The organism is Pirellulales bacterium (genome assembly GCA_019694435.1).
GTDB lineage: Bacteria > Planctomycetota > Planctomycetia > Pirellulales > JAEUIK01 > JAIBBZ01.
In genome coordinates, this window is the sequence record JAIBBZ010000057.1 from 1 (window position 1) to 17,451 (window position 17,451).

Below are 17,451 nucleotides of genomic sequence, written 5' to 3' on the forward strand. Positions count from 1 at the left end.
CAAGGTCTGCCACATGGTGGCCGAGCACTGCGAGAAGCGGATTCCCTACACCGTCTGCAAGATGGTGCCGGAACATTGCGTCAAGCAGTGCAGCTACACGGTCTGCCGCATGGTCCCCGAGACCCGTACGAAGACCTGCTGCTATAAGGTCTGCCACATGGTGGCCGAGCACTGCGAGAAGCGGATTCCCTACACCGTCTGCAAGATGGTGCCGGAACACCACGTCAAGCAGTGCAGCTACACGGTCTGCCGCATGGTCCCCGAGCACCGCGTCAAGACCTGCTGCTACACGGTCTGCCGCATGGTGCCCGAGACCCGCGTGAAGACCTGCTGCTACAAGGTCTGCCACATGGTGCCCGAGCACTGCGTCAAGCACTGCACCTACACGGTCTGCCGCATGGTGCCCGAGACCCGTACGAAGACCTGCTGCTACAAGGTCTGCCATATGGTGCCCGAGCATTGCGTCAAACACTGCACCTACACGGTCTGCCGCATGGTGCCCGAGCACTGCGTCAAGCACTGCACGTATACGGTCTGCCGCATGGTTCCCGAAACCCGTGTCAAGCACTGCACCTACACGGTCTGCCACATGGTTCCGGAAACCCGGGTCAAGACTTGCTGCTACCGGGTCTGCCACATGGTGCCCGAGACGCGGGTCAAGACTTGCTGCTACAAGGTCTGCCACATGGTGGCCGAACACTGCACGAAGCAGGTTCCCTACTGTGTGTGCAAGCCGGTGCACTACACCAAGACGGTGATGTGCCACCGCTGCGTGCCGAAGCAAGTCGCCTGCACTGTCACCCGCTGCGTGCCGAAGGTCGTCTGCAAGCAAGTGCCGGTGCAGGTCTGCTGCCCGGTGCCCTGCTGCGATCCCCCGGCCTGTGGTTCGGGCTGCGGCTCGAACTGCGGCAGCAACTGACGACGAGTCGGAGGTTCTTGCCTCCGGCTTGATCGAGGACGCCTGGTTCGCCTAACGCGGCGGCCTGGACCCCCAAAAGGTTCAGGCCGCCGTTTTTTGTTGGTTGCCCGCGCGGCGGCTGGCGTGAATCAAATACTCCAGCGCCACGAAGTCGTACACGGCATGGGCCACGATCGGCGCAAGCAGATTCCCTGTGCTGAGAAACAGCCACCCGAGATAGGCGCCCAACAAAGTGGCCGCGACGGCATACGTGAACGTGATGGCGTGCGGCAGGCCGAACAGCACGCTGGCCACGGCCAGCCCGGCCAGCGACCCAAGCCAACCGGCCGTGGCCGCCTGGATCACGCCACGAAACAACATCTCTTCGCCCACCCCGGCCACAAGCGCCAGGCTGGCCACCTCCCAGGGCGACCAGTCGTGAAACACCGGAGCGATCGACTCTTCCCAGGCCGCCCGCAACCGGCGAAACGGCGGCCAGGGCAAACCCAGCAGGGCCGCCAGCACGATCAGCATCGGCACCGTCGCCGCGAGCCCCGTCAGTGCCCCGGAGAGCGTCAAGTCGCAGAACTCCAGCGGCGGCCAATCGAGCAGGTAGCCCAGCAACAGTGCCAGACCGATCAAGCTCCCTTCGAACGCCAACGCATAAGGCACCGATTGTTCGCGCCGCAGCGGAGGCAAGCTCGACGGCTGATCCGAAGTCGGGGGTTCGGGATCCGTGGTCATGGCCCGGGCCGCGTCTCACGATTTGCGATGAAAATGCGCTAAGGCCCGCGCGTCGAGTCGCGGCCGGACGAACGCCAGATAGTGAGCTCCACCCAAGGCCAGCAGCGCGACGAACCAGCCGCTCAGCCAGCGCTGCAGGATGGAAGGTGCCTGGGCGACGTGAAAATTGAAATACAACAGCGTCGCCAGGCAAAACACCGCCAACCCCCCGGCAATCGCCGGCGCCAGCGGGTAGGCCGGCGTGCGGTAAGGCCGTGCCAATTCGGGCTCGCGCTTGCGCAGCGCCACCAGCGCGGCCATAGACACGATATAGAGAAACAGCGCTCCCAAGGCCGAGAGCGTGATCAGCCCGGCCGTGTCGACGAAAAAGATGGCGAGGATGCCCAGCGACAGGTTCACCAGTAGCGCGATCACGGGTGTCCCTGTCTCGGCATGTGTGCGGCCGAGCCAGCCGGGCAAGAACTCGGCACGGCCCATGTCGAAGATTGCCCTGCCCGCGACCAGCAGAATACCGTTGAAAGAGGCGACCAAACCCAAGAGGCCCACGCCGATCAGCAGGCGATAGAGCGGATGCGAGGGCGGCACCACTTGCTCGAGGGCCAAGGGCAACGGTTTGTCCAGCTGCGCCGCGTCGGGCGCAACGACCACGCGTCCATCCACCTGGCTCAGCGCATCCGAGGCATAGACGACGCGTTCCCAACCGTCGACGCCCACGCAGAGAAACAGCACCGCCGCGGCCAAGACGACGAGCGTGAGCATGGCCGAGCCGAATCCGAGAGCCACGTCGCGCTGCGGATTACGAGCCTCCTCGGCGGCGTTAGCCACGCCCTCGATCGCCAGGTAGAACCAGATCGCAAAGGGAATCGTTCGCAGCGCGCCACCCAGACCATGGGGCCAGGCATTGGCGGCGAAGCGCTCCCAGCGAAACGAAGGCGCGACGACGCCGGAGAACAGGAGCAATTCGCCGACGGCCAACAGCGTGACGATCAGTTCGAACCGGGCAGCTTGTTTAACGCCCCAGATGTTCAGCGCCGTAAACAGCACGTAGGCGCCAATCGCGACCATGCGTGGATCGGCCGCCGGCCAGGCCGTGTTCACGTAGGCCCCGATGGCCAAGGCGATCGCCGGCGGTGCGAAGACAAACTCGATCACCTGAGCCAGTCCCGCCAGGTAACCCCAGCCGGGCCCGAGACCACGGGCCGCATAAACAAACGCTCCGCCCGCCCGCGGAATAGCGCAGGCCATTTCCGCGTAGCTGAAGACGAACGCCACGTACATCAGCGTGACGAGGGCAAACGACAAGAGCAGGCCGTATGCGCCTCCTAAGGGGAGGCCCAAGTTCCAGCCGAAGTATTCGCCCGAAATCACGTAGCCCACGCCGAGACCCCAGAGCATCCAGGGGCCCAAGTCTTTGCGCAAAGAGCCATCGTCGTTGACCGAGTTCGCAGCCATAGGCGGCGAATCGTAACAGGCCGGCGTGGCGAAGCAAAACCGCTGTCTGCAAAGGGGCTTACGCAGCGCGCCCAGGCGACGAGCGAACGACCGGGGGTTTGACGCTTCGCGCCCGAGCTTGATAAACTCCCGAATCCTCGCGGGAAAGCAAGTCTTTATGGCGCATCAGCCTGCGCCCGGCCGTTTGCGCGGCTGCGCGTCGAGCCGTTGGACGTCCCCGCCTAGCCATTACGAACAAAGTACGCCTGCCCAGACGGGCAGACCGAGGAGTGCCTTTCCATGGCCGTCGCTCAACAGACCGAGAAGTACGTGTTTTCGTTCGGCCGCAGCCGTACCGACGGTGCGGCCGAGATGCGAGCCCTGCTAGGCGGCAAGGGTGCGAACCTGGCCGAGATGGCCAAGATCGGGCTCCCGGTGCCGGCGGGCTTCACGATTCCCACGTCGGTCTGCACCTATTACTACGACCACGATCGCAGCTATCCGCCGAACTTGCGCGACCTGGTCGCCGATGCGCTGGCGCGCGTCGAGAAGGAGATGGGGGCCGAATTCGGCTCGACTACCAATCCCCTGCTGCTCTCCTGCCGCTCGGGCGCTCGCGACTCGATGCCCGGCATGATGGACACGGTCCTCAACATCGGCTTGAACGACCAGACCGTAGCGGCGCTGGCCAAGCAGTCGGGCAACGAACGCTTTGCTTGGGACAGCTACCGCCGGTTCGTGCAGATGTTCGGCGACGTCGTGCTCGACATGAAGCCGAAGGACAAACGCGAGATCGATCCGTTCGAAGCGATCCTGCACCACAAGAAGGACAAGGCCGGCGTCAAGTTCGACAACGAGTTGTCGGCCGCGCAGCTCAAAGAGCTCGTCGCCGAGTTCAAAGCCGCGATCAAGAAAGGCACCGGCCACGATTTTCCCGACGACCCGCTCGAACAGCTCTGGGGCGCCATCGGCGCCGTGTTCAAGAGCTGGATGAACGACCGGGCGATCGTCTATCGCCGCACGTATGGCATTCCGCACGAATGGGGGACAGCCGTCAATGTGCAGGCCATGGTCTTCGGCAACCTCGGCGACGACTGCGCCACGGGCGTGGCCATGACCCGCGACGTGGCCCTGGGCACGCACGGGCTGAACGGCGACTACCTGATCAACGCCCAGGGCGAGGACGTGGTCGCCGGGATTCGCTCGCCGAAAAAGATCGAAGAGTCGCTCCCCAAGGATATGCCCGCGGCCTACAAGCAGCTCGAAGAAATCGGCCGGCTGCTCGAGAAGCACTACAAGGAAGTTCAGGACATCGAGTTTACGGTGCAGCGCGGCACGGTCTGGATGCTGCAAACCCGCAACGCCAAGCGGACCGGGTTTGCGGCCGTGCGGATCGCGGTCGACCTGGTCAACGAAGGCCTGATCACCGTCGAAGAGGCACTGAATGCCAAGCGCATTCCGGCCGACGACCTGAACCAATTGCTGCAGCCCGTTTTCGATCCGGCCGCCAAGCGCAAGGCCGTGGCGGAAAACCGTCAACTGGCCAAGGGCGTGAACGCCGGTCCCGGCGCGGCGAGCGGCAAGATTTGCTTCCATGCGTCGGACGCCGAAGCCCAGTGGTTGAAGAACAAGGACGTGCAGTTGATTCTGGTCCGTCGCGAGACGAGCCCCGAAGACTTGCGCGGGATGAAGATTGCCCGCGGCATTCTCACGGCCTTCGGCGGCGCGAGCTCGCACGCGGCGCTGGTGAGCCGGCAAATGGGCAAGGCCTGCGTCGTGGGCTGCGAAGGGCTGAACATCGACTATCACGCGGCCACGCTGACCGTCGGCTCGCAAGTGTTCCGCGAAGGCGACCCGATCTCGATCGACGGTTTCACCGGCGAAGTGTTCGCGGGCAACCTCGAAACGCGCCCCAGCGAAGTGCTTCAGGTGCTGTTCGACAAGACGCTCAAGCCGGAAGAGTCCGAGGTCTACCAGCGTTATGCGCAGCTCATGGGCTGGGCCGACAAGCATCGCCGGCTGCGGATTCGCACCAACGCCGACGAGCCCAAACAGGCCGCCGAGGCAATCGCCTTCGGCGCCGAGGGCATCGGGCTGTGCCGTACCGAACACATGTTCTTCGGCCACATCGACGAGTTCCGCGAAATGATCATGGCCGAGACGCTGCCCGAACGCGAAAAGGCGCTAGCCAAGCTGCTGCCGTTCCAGCGCGAGGACTTCGAAGGCCTGTTCCGTGCCATGGCGGGCAAACCGGTCACGATTCGCCTGCTCGATCCGCCGCTGCACGAGTTCGTGCCGCACGAGCCGAAGGAGCAGGCGGCGCTGGGCGCAAAGCTCGGCAAGTCGGCCGAGTGGATCGCTCACCGAGTGCACGAGTTGCACGAGTTCAACCCGATGCTCGGCCACCGCGGCTGCCGCTTGGGAATCACCTATCCGGAAATCACCCGGATGCAGGCCCGGGCGATCTTCGAAGCGGCTTGCGCCGTGAGCGCCGCGGGCATCGAGGTCCTGCCCGAGGTGATGGTCCCCCTGGCCGGGTTCAGCACCGAGTACAAGCACCAGGAAAAGATCGTGCGTGAGACGGCCGAACTGGTGTTCGCCGAGAAGAAGCGCAAAGTCGACTACAAGGTTGGCACGATGATCGAGGTGCCCCGGGCGACCGTCTGTGCCGATCAGATCGCAGCTTCGGCCGAATTCTTCAGCTTTGGCACCAACGACTTGACGCAGACCACGCTCGGCATCAGTCGCGACGACTATGCGAGCTTCATCAACGACTACCGCGAGCTGGACATCATCGGCAACGATCCGTTCCAGACGATCGATCGAGACGGGGTGGGCAGCCTGATGCGGATCGGCGTCGAGAAGGGCCGCAGCGTGCGTCCCGACTTGAAGATCGGCATCTGCGGCGAACACGGCGGCGACCCGGCCAGCGTGGTCTTCTGCAACGAGCTCGGCCTCGACTACGTGAGCTGTTCGCCGTTCCGGGTACCGATCGCCCGCCTGGCCGCTGCCCAAGCGGCCCTGGCCGGCAAGAAGAAATCGTAGGCGCCGCGACGACTACGCCGCGCGGCGGTGTTTGTGGTCCGTCTCGTCCGCGGCAGGCTTGTCGTTGGACGTATCGCGGCGCAGGCGGATCGTCGCGCGCTGCGGCATGCGGCGCTCGTGGATGCAACCGCGCGTCGTTCCGCGGAAGAATTCGTGGAACGCGCTGGCCGGCCCGGTGGCGAACTGGGTCTCGAGCTGCTCGAGAATCTCCGTCCAGCGCAGACCGCTGCGATAGATCAAGCGATAGGCCTGCTTGAGCTGCGTAATGTCCGCATCGCTAAAGCCGGCCCGTCGCAACCCCAGCAGATTGAGTCCTACGACCATGCTGCTGGCCCCGTCGATCGTCACGTAGGGCGCCACGTCCTTGATGATGTGGGCCTGTCCGCCGACCATCGCGCAGCGGCCGATGCGGCAGAATTGATGCACGCCGACGGCGCCGGAAATGAACGCCCGGTCGTCGACCGTCACATGCCCGGCCAGCATGACATTGTTGGCCAGCACGACGTTGTTGCCCACGGCGCAATCATGCGCGACGTGCGCGTTGACCATCATCAGGTTGTGATTGCCGAGGCGCGTGGCGCGACCTTCGGCCAGCGCGCGGTGGATCGTGCAGTTCTCGCGGATGACGTTACCGGTGCCGATGACGACCCCGCCGGTGCGCTCAGGTGCCTTCAAGTGCTGCGGCGCGCCGCCGACGACAGTGCCTTCGGCGATCGTGTTGTTCGGGCCCAGCACCGTGCCGCTCTTGATCGAGACGCGCGCCGAGATCTGGCAACTGTCGCCGATCGTGACATCGGGCTCGATGACACAATAAGGACCGATGGAAACGCCTTGACCCAATTGCGCGAAGGGGCTGACCACAGCCAAGGGGTGGATTTGCAAGGTGGGAACCTCAATGCAGGCAGATGGCCCGACTGCCGTAGCGGCATGGCGCGGCCCCACCAAGGCGGGCACCGCCTCTCGCGCGGGCATGGCGAGAAAGGTCCGTTCGTCGAACCGAGCTGATTGCGAGCCGGGTTCTCGACCTGCTGGTCTTATCGGCAGTACCTAGAGTGCCGGATCAGCCGGGCGTGAGGGTTTTGCACGGCGTCCGGATTATGCCGTGCCCGTCCTTTCACGCACTCACTGCAAGTGTTTATGCAGAAAAAGGTTATGGATTTCAAAAAACCGGCAATCCGGCCTCGCAATGGATTGACGGACGTCCGGCACGGGGCGACGCTGGCTCGGCAAAAGTTGCCCAACCGCTACGCGCGCGGCAAACCCCGGGGCAGGACTTTTCAAAGCCCGGGGCCGCGTCACAATGCAGAAGGCGTCGCCGGGACGCTGTCGTTTTCCTCGCCGCTGACCTGAATCAGGCCCCCTGCCCCTATGCCGACACGAGAAGAACTCTACGACGCCGCGGACAAGCTCAAGGACGAAGACCAACTCGAAGCGGCGATCGCCAAGCTGAACGAGGCGCTGGCGCTCGACCCGTCCTACGCGCTGGCACATTCGGCGTTGGCAGTCATCTACACACGGCTCAAGCAGCACGACGTGGCCATCGAACATGCCCGCAAGGTCTGCGAGCTAGAACCCAACGACCCGTTCAGCTTCACGGCGCTTAGCGTGACTTGCCAGCGCGGCGGGCTCATTCCCGAGGCCGAAGACGCGATGGCCCGTGCGCGGATGCTGCAGCAAGGCATTCACTAAACCGCGGTGCGGCGAATTCACGCGCCCACGCGCAGGCCGCCGGCGGTGATCTCGTAGGGCGCGATTGCATCGCTGCAGGCGCTGCCGCGGTGTTTGGCCACATACAGGCCGCGTCCGAGACGATCGCCGGTGCGCAGCTTGCCCAGGTAGAGGATCGTGTTCGCGTTGGTCAGGATGTCGCTGTCGGCCAAGGGTGTGTCGATCAGCTGCTCGAGCATCGAGGCGTGTGACGTGTAGAGCATCAGGCAGCCGATCCGCGCCGGATCGTAGACGTGCCGCGCGGCCGTCTCGGCGTGCCGGCGATATGCCTCGCGAAACAAATCGCGCGCCACCCACTCGGGATCTTTGCGCAGCACCTGGTGATAGACGTACTCGAACAATTCCAACTGGATCGAGTCGCTCGGCTGCGCCACCGGCTCGATGCCGTCGATCACCACTCGGCGGACACCCTGGACGAAGTTGCCGTAGAGAAAAGCGATCGTGGCGTTCAGCTTCTGGACCAATTCGGTCTTCCATGAGCGCCACTGCTCGAACTCCAGATCGCGACGGCTGACCCGCCGTCCCGATTGCTCGAACACGTGCAGATAGTCGCCGTGCACGGCGTCGGGCGCGAAAAACGCGTCGTCGAACCGCTCGCCCGAAGCGACGGCCGGCGCCGGTTGGGGGCGCCAGCCGAACATCCGCTCGGCATATTCGCCATGGCTCTGCGAATCGCCGCGGCTGGTCATATCGAACACGATGCCGCGGCGTCCCTCGGCGGCCGCGCCGGCCTGAATGAATTGCAGCCCTAATTGCGTCTTGCCGATGCCCGTCGCGCCGACGGCGACGGTCAACGTCCCCGGCAGCAACCCGCCCCCAAGCATTTCATCGAGGCCGGGCACGCCGGTGCTGAGCCGATCGTTCGCCTGCATGAAAAGCGTCGCCTCCGTCGAATGGCCCAGAAAAAAAAATGCGGCCGCCGGCCTCAGATGCTGAGCATGCGGTCGCGGGCGGCAATCGTCCAGCGTTCGACGGCCCGTCCGCCGCGCACGATCCAGGCCTCGCGATGCAGCGCCACGGTAGGACAAACGTGCCACGGCACCCCGTACAGCGCGTCGCCCACCGAAAACCGATCGGCCAGCGCCGTGGCAATTGCCAGATGTTCTTCGCTGTGATTGATCATCCGCGCGTCGGGAATCTGCAGCAAGCGCACGCGCGGATCGGGATGGTCGGGCGAAACGGCCTTGTAGCCCAGGTCGAGGCACAGCCGCCCCTGCCCCGGCTTGCTGATCACGCGCGTGAGCAATAAGCCCGCCGGCAGAAAATCGAGCTCCGGCAGCTTGTCCGTGTAGCTTTCGTCCCACAGCACGCAGGTGCCCGGGCTGCACTCCACATCGGGCCGCAACGCATGCACGGGAAAGGTCGGTGTACCGCCGGCAACCACTCGCGGACAGGGAAGTCCGCGGTGCCCCAACTCGGCGCGCAGGCGGTCGACCGGCTCGAACTCGCGCGCCACATGCGCGCAGCGCTCCGAGAAATCCCGTTCGCGGATGTGCCCGTCGTAAACATGCAACCCGCCCGGGGCCAATTCAGGACACTCGGCGATCTGCTCGTACAGCCGCACCGCCGCCTCGCCGGGCTCAATGCCCGAGCGGTGCATGCCGGTATCAAGGTCCAAGAGCACTTCGACGGGGTGCCGCGCGACCACTTCGCCGGCGACTTCGCGCAGCCGCGCGGCCAATTGCGCCATCGCCTGCCGATCATCGACCAACGCGGAGAACCGCGCCTGAGGGTAGGCCGCGACGAGCCGGGCAAAGCGGTCGACTTTCGGGCCGACCAGCGTGAACCCGATCAGTACATCCCGGGCATTACCTCGGGCGAGCAGTTCTGCCTCGCTGATCGTCGCACACTTAAACTTCTCGAACCCTGCTGCCTGGCTCAGCGCGATGATCTCGGCCGTCTTGTGGGTCTTGATGTGCAGCCGGACGCGCTGCGGACCGCCCGTGCGGGCCGCGATGCGCCGTAGATTCTCCTCGATTCGATCGGGATAGAACAGCAAGGCGGGCGAGTCGATCGCATCGGCGTTGGCGACGGCATACCAGCCGTCGACATCGGCGGAGCTCATCGCGACGCCTCCCAGGCCTCGAGCAACAAGCTGGCCGCACGCTCGACTTCGTCGCTGGTGGTCGACCACCCCAAGCTCAGGCGCAGGGTCCCTTGAGCCTCGCCCGGCTTCAACCCAATCGCTGCCAAGGTCGGCGACATGGATTGCTGGCCGTGGCAGGCTGCCGTGGTCGAGGCGCAAAGTTCGTTGGCCCTCGCCAGCAGCGTTGCGCCGGAAACGTAGGGGAAGCGCACCGACAGCGTATTCGGCAAGCGCTCGGTGGCTTCGCCGTGAACGACGATCGCTCCACCGGTGCCCTCGCGCAACTGCAACGCGAGCCGTTCGCGCAACGGCTCGATGCGCTTGGCCTGCTCCTCGCCGTGGACCATAGCCAGCGCAGCAGCCTGGCCTAGCCCCACGATCGCCGCGGTGTTCTCCGTGCCGGCGCGGAGACCGAATTCGTGCCCCGCGCCGTGCAGCAGCGGTTCCAATTCGACGCCGCGGCGCACGTACAGCGCCCCGACCCCCTTGGGACCGTAAAACTTGTGGCCGGCAACGGTCAGCAGATCGACCCCCAGTTCTTCGACGCGCACCGCGAGCTTGCCGACCGACTGCGCCGCGTCGGTATGCACCAGTACGCCACGTTGGCGGCACCGCTCGGCCAGCGCGCGAATCGGCTGCACAGTGCCGATTTCGTTGTTGGCGTGCATCACGCTGACCAGCACCGTCTCCGGACGCAGGGCGCGTTCGACACCCTCGGGCGAGATCACGCCGTCGCGCGAGGCGGGCACCACGGTGACGCTCACACCCAAGCGTTCGAGCCAGCGCGCCGGCTCGACCACGGCCGGATGCTCCAGCGCCGAAATCACCAGGTGGCGGCCGCTGGGCGCTGCGCCGCGCAAGCACACGCCCTTCAAAGCGAGATTGTTGCTCTCGGTCCCGCCGCCGGTGAAGACGATCTCCGCGCGCTCCGCGCCGAGCAACTGGGCCACGCGCGAACGAGCATCTTCGATCGCTTCGCGCGCCGCCCGACCAAGAGTGTGGTTGCTCGATGGATTGCCGTAGTGCCTTTCCAGGAACGGCAGCATCGCCTCCTGAACCTCGGGCGCCACGGGCGTCGTCGCGTTGTAGTCCAGATAGATCAGTCGCACAGGGCCAGGCCTTCGCGGCACCATCGACCAGGGCGGGTCGGCGCGCAGCCGGATTACCCGCGGCCCAGATCTCCACGACACTACGGAACGGGCGCGCCCACCCAACAGCTTGATGGGCGCGCCAGGCAATCGAACGCCGCGATCAGCCGCCCATTTGCTGGCGGGCCGGGCCCACCACGCGCTTCTGCACGTCGGTTTCCAGCACGCCGAACGTCGCCTCGTGACGCTGCAGCGTCAATTGCAACGCGGCGTACATCCGCTTGGCCGTGTAAAAGTTCGTCACGATTCGCTGGCTGATCGTCACGGGATCGGCCGGCGGGCCAAACGGCTGCGGATTCAGGCCAAAGTCGATGATCACTTCTTCGGGAGTGCCCGTGATGCGGCAGAAGTTGGCATACGACGCGATGGCATGCGAGTCGTCAACCTTTACCTGCACGCGCTGCGGCGCCGCACCTTGCTCGCCAGTCTTTTCCGGGTTTTCGCTGCCCTGGCTCACGGAGTTCTCCTCATGTCAAAGCGGATATAGATTGGACGCCCACGACCGAGGCACGGCATTCCAAGCCGAACAGGTCGCGTGATGCCCGGTAGTGTACGGCTCTTCCTCGTTCCAAACTAGCCGCAGGGCGCGCGAATTCGTCGGGCACGGCCGGTCTCTGCGCGAACCAAACGGGTAGGTCAATGCCCCGGCTTAGGCGCAGGTGCAACGGCGCGAAAGCCCGCGGCTTGCATCACTCGCGGCTTGATCACCTCGGTCAGCTTCACGGCGCGAATCTCACCATAAGGCATCAGGAGCTTGCGCGCCCCGACGGTATCCGGCGCCTTGCGTTCCAGAAGCACCAGGTCCTCGCCGACGAGAAAGCTTTCAAAGGGGATCTGCTCGCCGTAGCCCGCCACGAGCACGCCCGTAGGCGGCAACTCCGCGGGCCACATCTCGAAGAACTTCTTCCAAACCAAGGCGTTGTCCATCGTTACATCCTGATTAGCTTGCGCAGTCGACCGGCCTTCGTGCCTTGCCGCCCAGTAGCGGCAGTGTAGCGAATCGAGGGCCTCGGCGTCCGCGCCGCATCTCCGCGCGGGAATGGCCAGCGCCGCGAGCGACAAAAAAATCGGGCGGTTGCCACGAACCTGGCAACCGCCCGCAAATCAATTCCCAGTCAGCGAGTCGAATCGGCCAAACGCCTATTGCGTGTTGCCCGAGCCGGCGCCCAGCGAGCTGAGCAGGTCGCGATAAGTGTCGTGCTCCAATTGCGGCAGCATCTTCAGATCGAGCCCGTTCTTCCGGGCCAACTCCAACTTCTCCTGGGCCATTTCCAGGTCGCTCGCCTTGACATAGGCGCGGGCCAGGTGGAACAACTTGACCGGGTCGGTCGGCGTGTCCATCAGCGACTCGGTCAGCAGACGCAGCGCCTGCTCGACGTCGCCCAAGCCCATCAGCACGATCGCCTTGGTGTCGAGCAGTTCGGCCATCGGTCCCCCGATCTCCAAGGCCTTGTTGATCAAAGCCAAGGCCTCCTTGGTGTCGTTGAACTTGACCGCCTTGATGTATGCGAGGTTGTTCTGCGCCGTAATTCGAGTGCCTTCGCCCAAGTCGTCGCGCTTGAGGATTTCCTCGTACAGCCGTGCCGCTTCGGCATAGTTACCTTGCAAATCGCGCAGGTCGGCCTGCATCAATTCGCAGCGCACGTCGTTCGGCACATCGGCGAGCGCTTTCTGAACCCAGACCTCGGCCTTTTCGTAGTGCTCCGGCTTGGCGACGTCGAGACATTGCCGCAGCGCCAGCAGGGCCGTCTGCGAGACCTCCAACGCCGTGCGATTGGCCATCGCCCGCTCGCAGACTTCCATCGCCTTGTCGATGTTATGGCGCCGCCCGTAGAACGCGGCGAGGAACAAAACGTCTTCGGGACGCTGCGTCAAATAGCGCATCAACTGCTGCTCAGCCGGCTGGTAGTCGGCGATCTTCAGCTCTTCCAGCAGCCGCGAAGCTCCCAACACGCGATTGATTTCTTCGGGCAACGCCGGGATCGGATCGGGCACCGCGTCTTTGATCAAGGCCAGCGCTTCTTCTGGCTTGTTCGAGGCAGCCAGGAAGCGTGCCTGACAATCGACGAGGAAGTCGGTCTTCGGGGCCACGGCCTCGAGCTTCTTCATCCACGCCTCGGCCTCGTTCAAGACGTTGCGCTTGATCAACATCTTGATAAAGGTCTGCAAGTAAAGCAGGTTTTCCTGGTTGTCGGTCAAGGCCGAAACCATGTGGTCGCGAGCCTTGGCCCAGGCTTCTTCCGAGTCTTCCTTGTCGTACAGCGTGGCCAACAGGAAATGCTCGCCAGGCGTCGCCGAGCCGACGCCGCCGGGGCGTGATCTCAGCAAGTCTTCGAGCAGCTGGATCGCCTGCAGGCGCGACGTGCGGTCGACGCGCGTCCCCAGCAGCGTGGCCTTCAGCATCACGTCATCGACCGGCAGCACGCCGCCGCGGGCATTCTGATCGATCAACTCCAAGCCGCGCTTCAATTCTTGGTAATTGCCCGTCGCGCTTAACAGCTTCGCCAAGGTCTGGCGGGCGAAAACCAGGTGCGGTTGATCCGACACCTTGGCCTGATCCTGCCTTGCGAGGATCGCGTTGAGGTGGTCGACCGCCTCGGCACGCTTGTTGGCGCGGATCAGGAAGGCTGCCAAGTTGCGTTCGGCCGCAAAACTTTGCGGGTCCTGATTCAACTGCTTGGTGTATTCGCTTTCAGCGTCGTCGGCCTTGCCCAGCATCTCCCAGCAGGCCGCCAGCACCAGGTGCACGCGGACTTCTTCCAGGCGTTGCGGCAATTCAGCGACGACGTCTTCGGCATCCTTGACCCGATTGTTGCGGATCAGAAAGCCGACCAGCGTCGTCCATACGCGCGGCGACTGCTGGGCCAATTCCGCGGCCTTGCGATATGCAACCTCGGCAGCGGCGATGTCGCCCTCTTTGTTGTGCTGCTCGTACAACTGCCCCAGGAACAAGAAATCTTCGGCGCTCTTCGAGTGCTCGCACGTCCCTTGCTGTAGCTTCAGCGCGGTTTCAAGATCGCCCTTGGCGTATGCAATGCGGGCCGCAAACTGGCCGAGCGCGTCGTCGCGGTCGTTCAACCGCAGGCTGTCCATCAATTGGCTGGCTTTCTCGTATTCGCCGCGCGTGTAGTACAGCGTCATCAGGCGAATGACGTAGCCACGCGTGACTTCTCCCAGCTCGATGCCTTTTTCGTAGTTGGCAACCGCGCTTTCAATGTTGCCTTCGATCTCATCGAGTTGTGCGTCGAGCCGCGCCAGCGCACCCCAGCGCGGCCGCAAGTCGTGGGCCTTCTTCACATATTCCCGAGCCTCGGGCACATTGGTGCTGTCCATCTTGCCGGCGTCGATCATCGAGACGATGCGCGAGGCCGAGGCGTAGTAATACTCGGCGCTCTCTTTGCCCATCAGGTTCGCGATCGATTCCATCAGCTTGAGCATGTCCTCTTCGTTGCGCGCGGCGTACGCCAGGTCGAAGCGGCGCAGCCGGATACGCAAGTCAGGGGTCGGGGCCTTTTCGTCGGCAATGCCGAAGATCCGCTGCGCATCGGGATAGTTGCCCATCGCGAAGAGCAATTCGGCCATGCTGCCCAGCAACACTGTCAGATCCTGCGGGTCCTTGAACTCCAGGACCTTGGGTTCCAGGGCCAAGAGGTTTTTGACGGCCTGTTCGTCCCGCGAGCGCGCCACGCGGTTCAAGCGCATCTGCAGCAACAGCACATTCTGACCGATGGCCGCTTCCGCTTCGTCGAGAATCTTCAGCATGCCATTCTCGGGATCGGCGCGGTCGGCATGGGCCGACAAGGCCAGCCAGAAGCTCGCTTCCTTCGGGTCGCGGGCAATCTCGCCCCGGACGATTTCCATCGCCTCGTTGACCTTCCCCTGGTACGACAGCAGTTCGGCGTTCAGCATGCGAACCAGCACGCTTTGCCGATCCTTGTCTTCGCCGTCGGGCAAAGCTTCGACGCGCTTCCGGAAATTGTCGACGATCGCCTGGCAGCCTTCCCAGCTTTGTTCCGCTTCGGGCAGGCCCAGCTGTTTCGAAAGCTCGATCTGGAAGAGCGTCGGCTCGGTCAGCGCGACACCCCGAGCCGCCATTTCGGCAGGATCCAGTTCGGACGGGTCATTGCTCAGGCGGAGTTTCTCGTACCGAAGAGCCAACTCCGCGGCCGTGTTCTTCGGATCGTCGTCCAACACGCGCTGGTAGGCGTCCGCCATCAGGTCGCGCTGGCCCAAGCGGTCATAGCACCGGGCCAGCAGAAAGTTGACGTGCACCCGCAGATCCTTGTTGCGGGTCAGCAACGGGCGAATACTCTCGAGAATCTGCGACGCCTTGATATGGTCGCCGTCGAGCATCAACAGCCGCGCGTTCAGGTAGTCCAGTTGCTCGGCGACCGGACGCAACTTCCGCAGCTTCTCCATCGTCTTCTGGGCGCCCTCCTTGTCCAGGTCGTTGATCTGGAAGTCGGTCTTCAGCATCAACAGCTCGATCGAATTGGGAATCCGCTTGATCCCCGCGTCGACATACTCCATCGCCCGCGCCGGCTGGTCGTGCTGCTGATAAAGCGAAGCGAGCTGCTGGTACACGCGCACGTCGCCGGGATGCAACTCGAGGCAGTGCAACAGGTCCTTTTCCGCGGCGTCGAATTCGCCCGATTGGCGCAGCAAACGACCGTGCAGCAACAGTGAGTCGGCTTCATCGGGGGCGAGTTCCAGGGCCTTTTGCACGTCCTTGAGCGCGTCTTCGAAGCGGCCCAACCGGTCGTCGTACTGAGCCTTGGCCAGCCAGGCCTTGAACGAGTCGGGATTCTGTTCGACCAGCTTGCTGATGATCGCGTCGGCGTCTTCGGGCCGGCGCATTTTTTCGCGCAGCAAGGTCGAGTAGGCCAGGTACGTCTCGAACTGTTTCGGAGCATGTTCGATCGAGAAGCGAAACACCTGGTCCGCCTCGGCGTCGTTACCCGTGGCGAACAAGGCCGTGGCCCAGTCGTTTTCGTACCGGGCAACTTTTTCCAGCATCTCGGCCTTCTTGTCCTCGGCAGCCTCGGTAACGTCCTGCGTCAGTTGCGCCGTCATGACCTTGTTGTCGTCGACCGGGTATTCGCAGTACGGAGTCAACAGGATCGTGAGGTGATCGATCGCGTCGCTGAAGCGGCCGATCATCATCGTGTATTTGACTAGCCGTTCGCGCACGTCGGTCCGAGAAGCATCCAAACGCAGGGCATATTCCAGCGCGTTGTAGGCGACCGCCTTCATTTCGCGCGTCGGCGTCGAGTCGGCCAGGTCGGCCGCCACCAATGCCAAGGAGCAGGCCGCTTGAGGCGAGTTGGGAACCTGCTTCAGATAACGCCGGTAATACTCGTAGGCGTCTTCGCGACGGCCTTCCGCTTCGGCCTTCTGCGCGTCGGCCAACTGCGCCTCGAGGGTCCGCGACAGATTGACTCGCCACAGAACGGCGATGACGGCGCCGACTGCGACCAGGGCCACGATCAAGTAAACCAGCAGTTTGACGTTCAGACGTCTCATGTTCGGAACTCAAGCAGGACTGAAGAGGGTCATGGGTACCGACGACGCAGACGGAACCGACAAGGCCGGGCGTGCGAACAACTCACCCCCAACTCGAACACCCGGATCTGGATTCGATCACACGGAAATGTTGCCGGACGTGCGCTCGCTATCCGTCGCGCACGCGGTTGCTCTACTCTGCTCTACGCCACATCCGTGTGGACCCAGTGGCCGACTCACAGCGGGCCATCGAGCAGCGCTCTTTGGACCACCCCTTGTGACTCATCTTGGCCGCCAGGCTCGAGACGCCATCAACGCTGCCCCACGAGCCCATCGATCTTGGAAATTGGACAGACCGTGGCAGGACCGTGACAGCATCGGGATCGGCAGGATACCCGGCAGGCCAATGGTCGGCATGCGAAGCGAAACCAATCGCCTCACCGACCCTGCGGATAACAGCCCTGAACGCCAGGCTTTTGCACTCGAACGAGTGCCCCCCGTCACCAACTTTTTCCCATCGTACCCGTCGTCGAATGCCTGTCAATCAACCCTTGCGTAGGCCGCGCCATTGCCACAAGTCGTCTGACAGGTCTCACTTAATACGATCCTTGCAATCCGCCAAGCTGGGGGATGGGCACACGCTGCCACACCCATGAATTGCTAGCAATTCGCGATGCTTGCAAGGAGTGTCGCTCGTCAGGCAAGGTGCCTGTTGCCCCAGACCTCCCACTCTCTCTACTGCCGCGCGAGCATGTCGTTAAATCTTTCCTGATCGGAATAGGTTGACGTTTTGGGTTGAGGATCGGGGTGTGGGGTGCCGATTATTCGGGGCGAATGGTCCAGAGTTGTTCTTGCCTGAGACGCGGTAC

The 17,451-nt window shown here is 63.7% G+C and carries 12 protein-coding genes; 3 read left to right on the plus strand and 9 right to left on the minus strand.

Annotated features, from left to right (window positions below; genetic code table 11):
- Positions 1 to 919, plus strand: a 919-nt coding sequence (locus K1X74_22390; protein MBX7169102.1) for a hypothetical protein, incomplete at its 5' end; no start/stop codon positions are given.
- A gap of 81 nt (positions 920 to 1,000) precedes the next feature.
- Here K1X74_22390 and K1X74_22395 read toward each other — a convergent pair.
- Both K1X74_22395 and eat read right to left on the minus strand, forming a co-directional pair.
- The gene (locus tag K1X74_22395; protein ID MBX7169103.1) at positions 1,001 to 1,642 is read right to left on the minus strand and encodes a CPBP family intramembrane metalloprotease; all 642 of its coding nucleotides are present in this window, start codon (positions 1,640 to 1,642) and stop codon (positions 1,001 to 1,003) included.
- 15 nt (positions 1,643 to 1,657) lie between these two features.
- Entirely contained in the window at positions 1,658 to 3,094 is a 1,437-nt protein-coding gene (gene eat / locus K1X74_22400; GenBank protein MBX7169104.1) for an ethanolamine permease, read from the minus strand.
- Positions 3,095 to 3,373: 279 nt separating this feature from the next.
- Here eat and ppdK point away from each other — a divergent pair, with 279 nt between their 5' ends.
- A complete protein-coding gene (gene ppdK, locus K1X74_22405; GenBank protein ID MBX7169105.1) occupies positions 3,374 to 6,118 on the plus strand; it encodes a pyruvate, phosphate dikinase in 2,745 nt (914 codons plus the stop codon).
- 12 nt (positions 6,119 to 6,130) lie between these two features.
- On the opposite strand, the gene lpxA is transcribed toward ppdK, so the two are convergent.
- Positions 6,131 to 7,000 carry an acyl-ACP--UDP-N-acetylglucosamine O-acyltransferase gene (gene lpxA / locus K1X74_22410; protein ID MBX7169106.1) on the minus strand — a complete coding sequence of 290 codons (870 nt, stop codon included), beginning with the start codon at positions 6,998 to 7,000 and terminating at the stop codon, positions 6,131 to 6,133.
- Between the two features lie 486 nt (positions 7,001 to 7,486).
- Between lpxA and K1X74_22415 the strand changes: the two genes are divergently transcribed.
- The gene (locus K1X74_22415) at positions 7,487 to 7,807 is read left to right on the plus strand and encodes a tetratricopeptide repeat protein (GenBank protein MBX7169107.1); all 321 of its coding nucleotides are present in this window, start codon (positions 7,487 to 7,489) and stop codon (positions 7,805 to 7,807) included.
- A gap of 17 nt (positions 7,808 to 7,824) precedes the next feature.
- On the opposite strand, the gene K1X74_22420 is transcribed toward K1X74_22415, so the two are convergent.
- The 6 genes from K1X74_22420 to K1X74_22445 form a co-directional block, all read right to left on the minus strand.
- Positions 7,825 to 8,718 (minus strand): recombinase RecA, encoded by an 894-nt coding sequence (locus K1X74_22420; GenBank protein MBX7169108.1) that lies wholly within the window; start codon positions 8,716 to 8,718, stop codon positions 7,825 to 7,827.
- A gap of 53 nt (positions 8,719 to 8,771) precedes the next feature.
- Entirely contained in the window at positions 8,772 to 9,911 is a 1,140-nt protein-coding gene (locus K1X74_22425; GenBank protein ID MBX7169109.1) for a D-TA family PLP-dependent enzyme, read from the minus strand.
- Positions 9,908 to 11,041 carry a cysteine desulfurase gene (locus tag K1X74_22430; protein MBX7169110.1) on the minus strand — a complete coding sequence of 378 codons (1,134 nt, stop codon included), beginning with the start codon at positions 11,039 to 11,041 and terminating at the stop codon, positions 9,908 to 9,910. Before K1X74_22430 ends, K1X74_22425 begins: the two co-directional genes overlap by 4 nt.
- Before the next feature lie 142 nt (positions 11,042 to 11,183).
- Positions 11,184 to 11,537, minus strand: coding sequence for a DUF3467 domain-containing protein (locus tag K1X74_22435; protein ID MBX7169111.1), 354 nt, complete (start codon positions 11,535 to 11,537; stop codon positions 11,184 to 11,186).
- Between the two features lie 179 nt (positions 11,538 to 11,716).
- Positions 11,717 to 12,007 carry a hypothetical protein gene (locus K1X74_22440; protein MBX7169112.1) on the minus strand — a complete coding sequence of 97 codons (291 nt, stop codon included), beginning with the start codon at positions 12,005 to 12,007 and terminating at the stop codon, positions 11,717 to 11,719.
- Positions 12,008 to 12,220: 213 nt separating this feature from the next.
- The gene (locus K1X74_22445; protein ID MBX7169113.1) at positions 12,221 to 16,603 is read right to left on the minus strand and encodes a tetratricopeptide repeat protein; all 4,383 of its coding nucleotides are present in this window, start codon (positions 16,601 to 16,603) and stop codon (positions 12,221 to 12,223) included.
- Positions 16,604 to 17,451: the final 848 nt, after the last annotated feature.

What these genes read in the sequence shown, in the direction of transcription:
- K1X74_22395 (MBX7169103.1), bottom strand. Translation starts at nt 1,642, where the DNA reads ATGACCACGGATCCCGAACCCCCGACTTCGGATCAGCCGTCGAGCTTG.
- eat (MBX7169104.1), bottom strand. Translation starts at nt 3,094, where the DNA reads ATGGCTGCGAACTCGGTCAACGACGATGGCTCTTTGCGCAAAGACTTG.
- ppdK (MBX7169105.1), top strand. Translation starts at nt 3,374, where the DNA reads ATGGCCGTCGCTCAACAGACCGAGAAGTACGTGTTTTCGTTCGGCCGC.
- K1X74_22415 (MBX7169107.1), top strand. Translation starts at nt 7,487, where the DNA reads ATGCCGACACGAGAAGAACTCTACGACGCCGCGGACAAGCTCAAGGAC.
- K1X74_22420 (MBX7169108.1), bottom strand. Translation starts at nt 8,718, where the DNA reads ATGCAGGCGAACGATCGGCTCAGCACCGGCGTGCCCGGCCTCGATGAA.
- K1X74_22425 (MBX7169109.1), bottom strand. Translation starts at nt 9,911, where the DNA reads ATGAGCTCCGCCGATGTCGACGGCTGGTATGCCGTCGCCAACGCCGAT.
- K1X74_22440 (MBX7169112.1), bottom strand. Translation starts at nt 12,007, where the DNA reads ATGGACAACGCCTTGGTTTGGAAGAAGTTCTTCGAGATGTGGCCCGCG.
- K1X74_22445 (MBX7169113.1), bottom strand. Translation starts at nt 16,603, where the DNA reads ATGAGACGTCTGAACGTCAAACTGCTGGTTTACTTGATCGTGGCCCTG.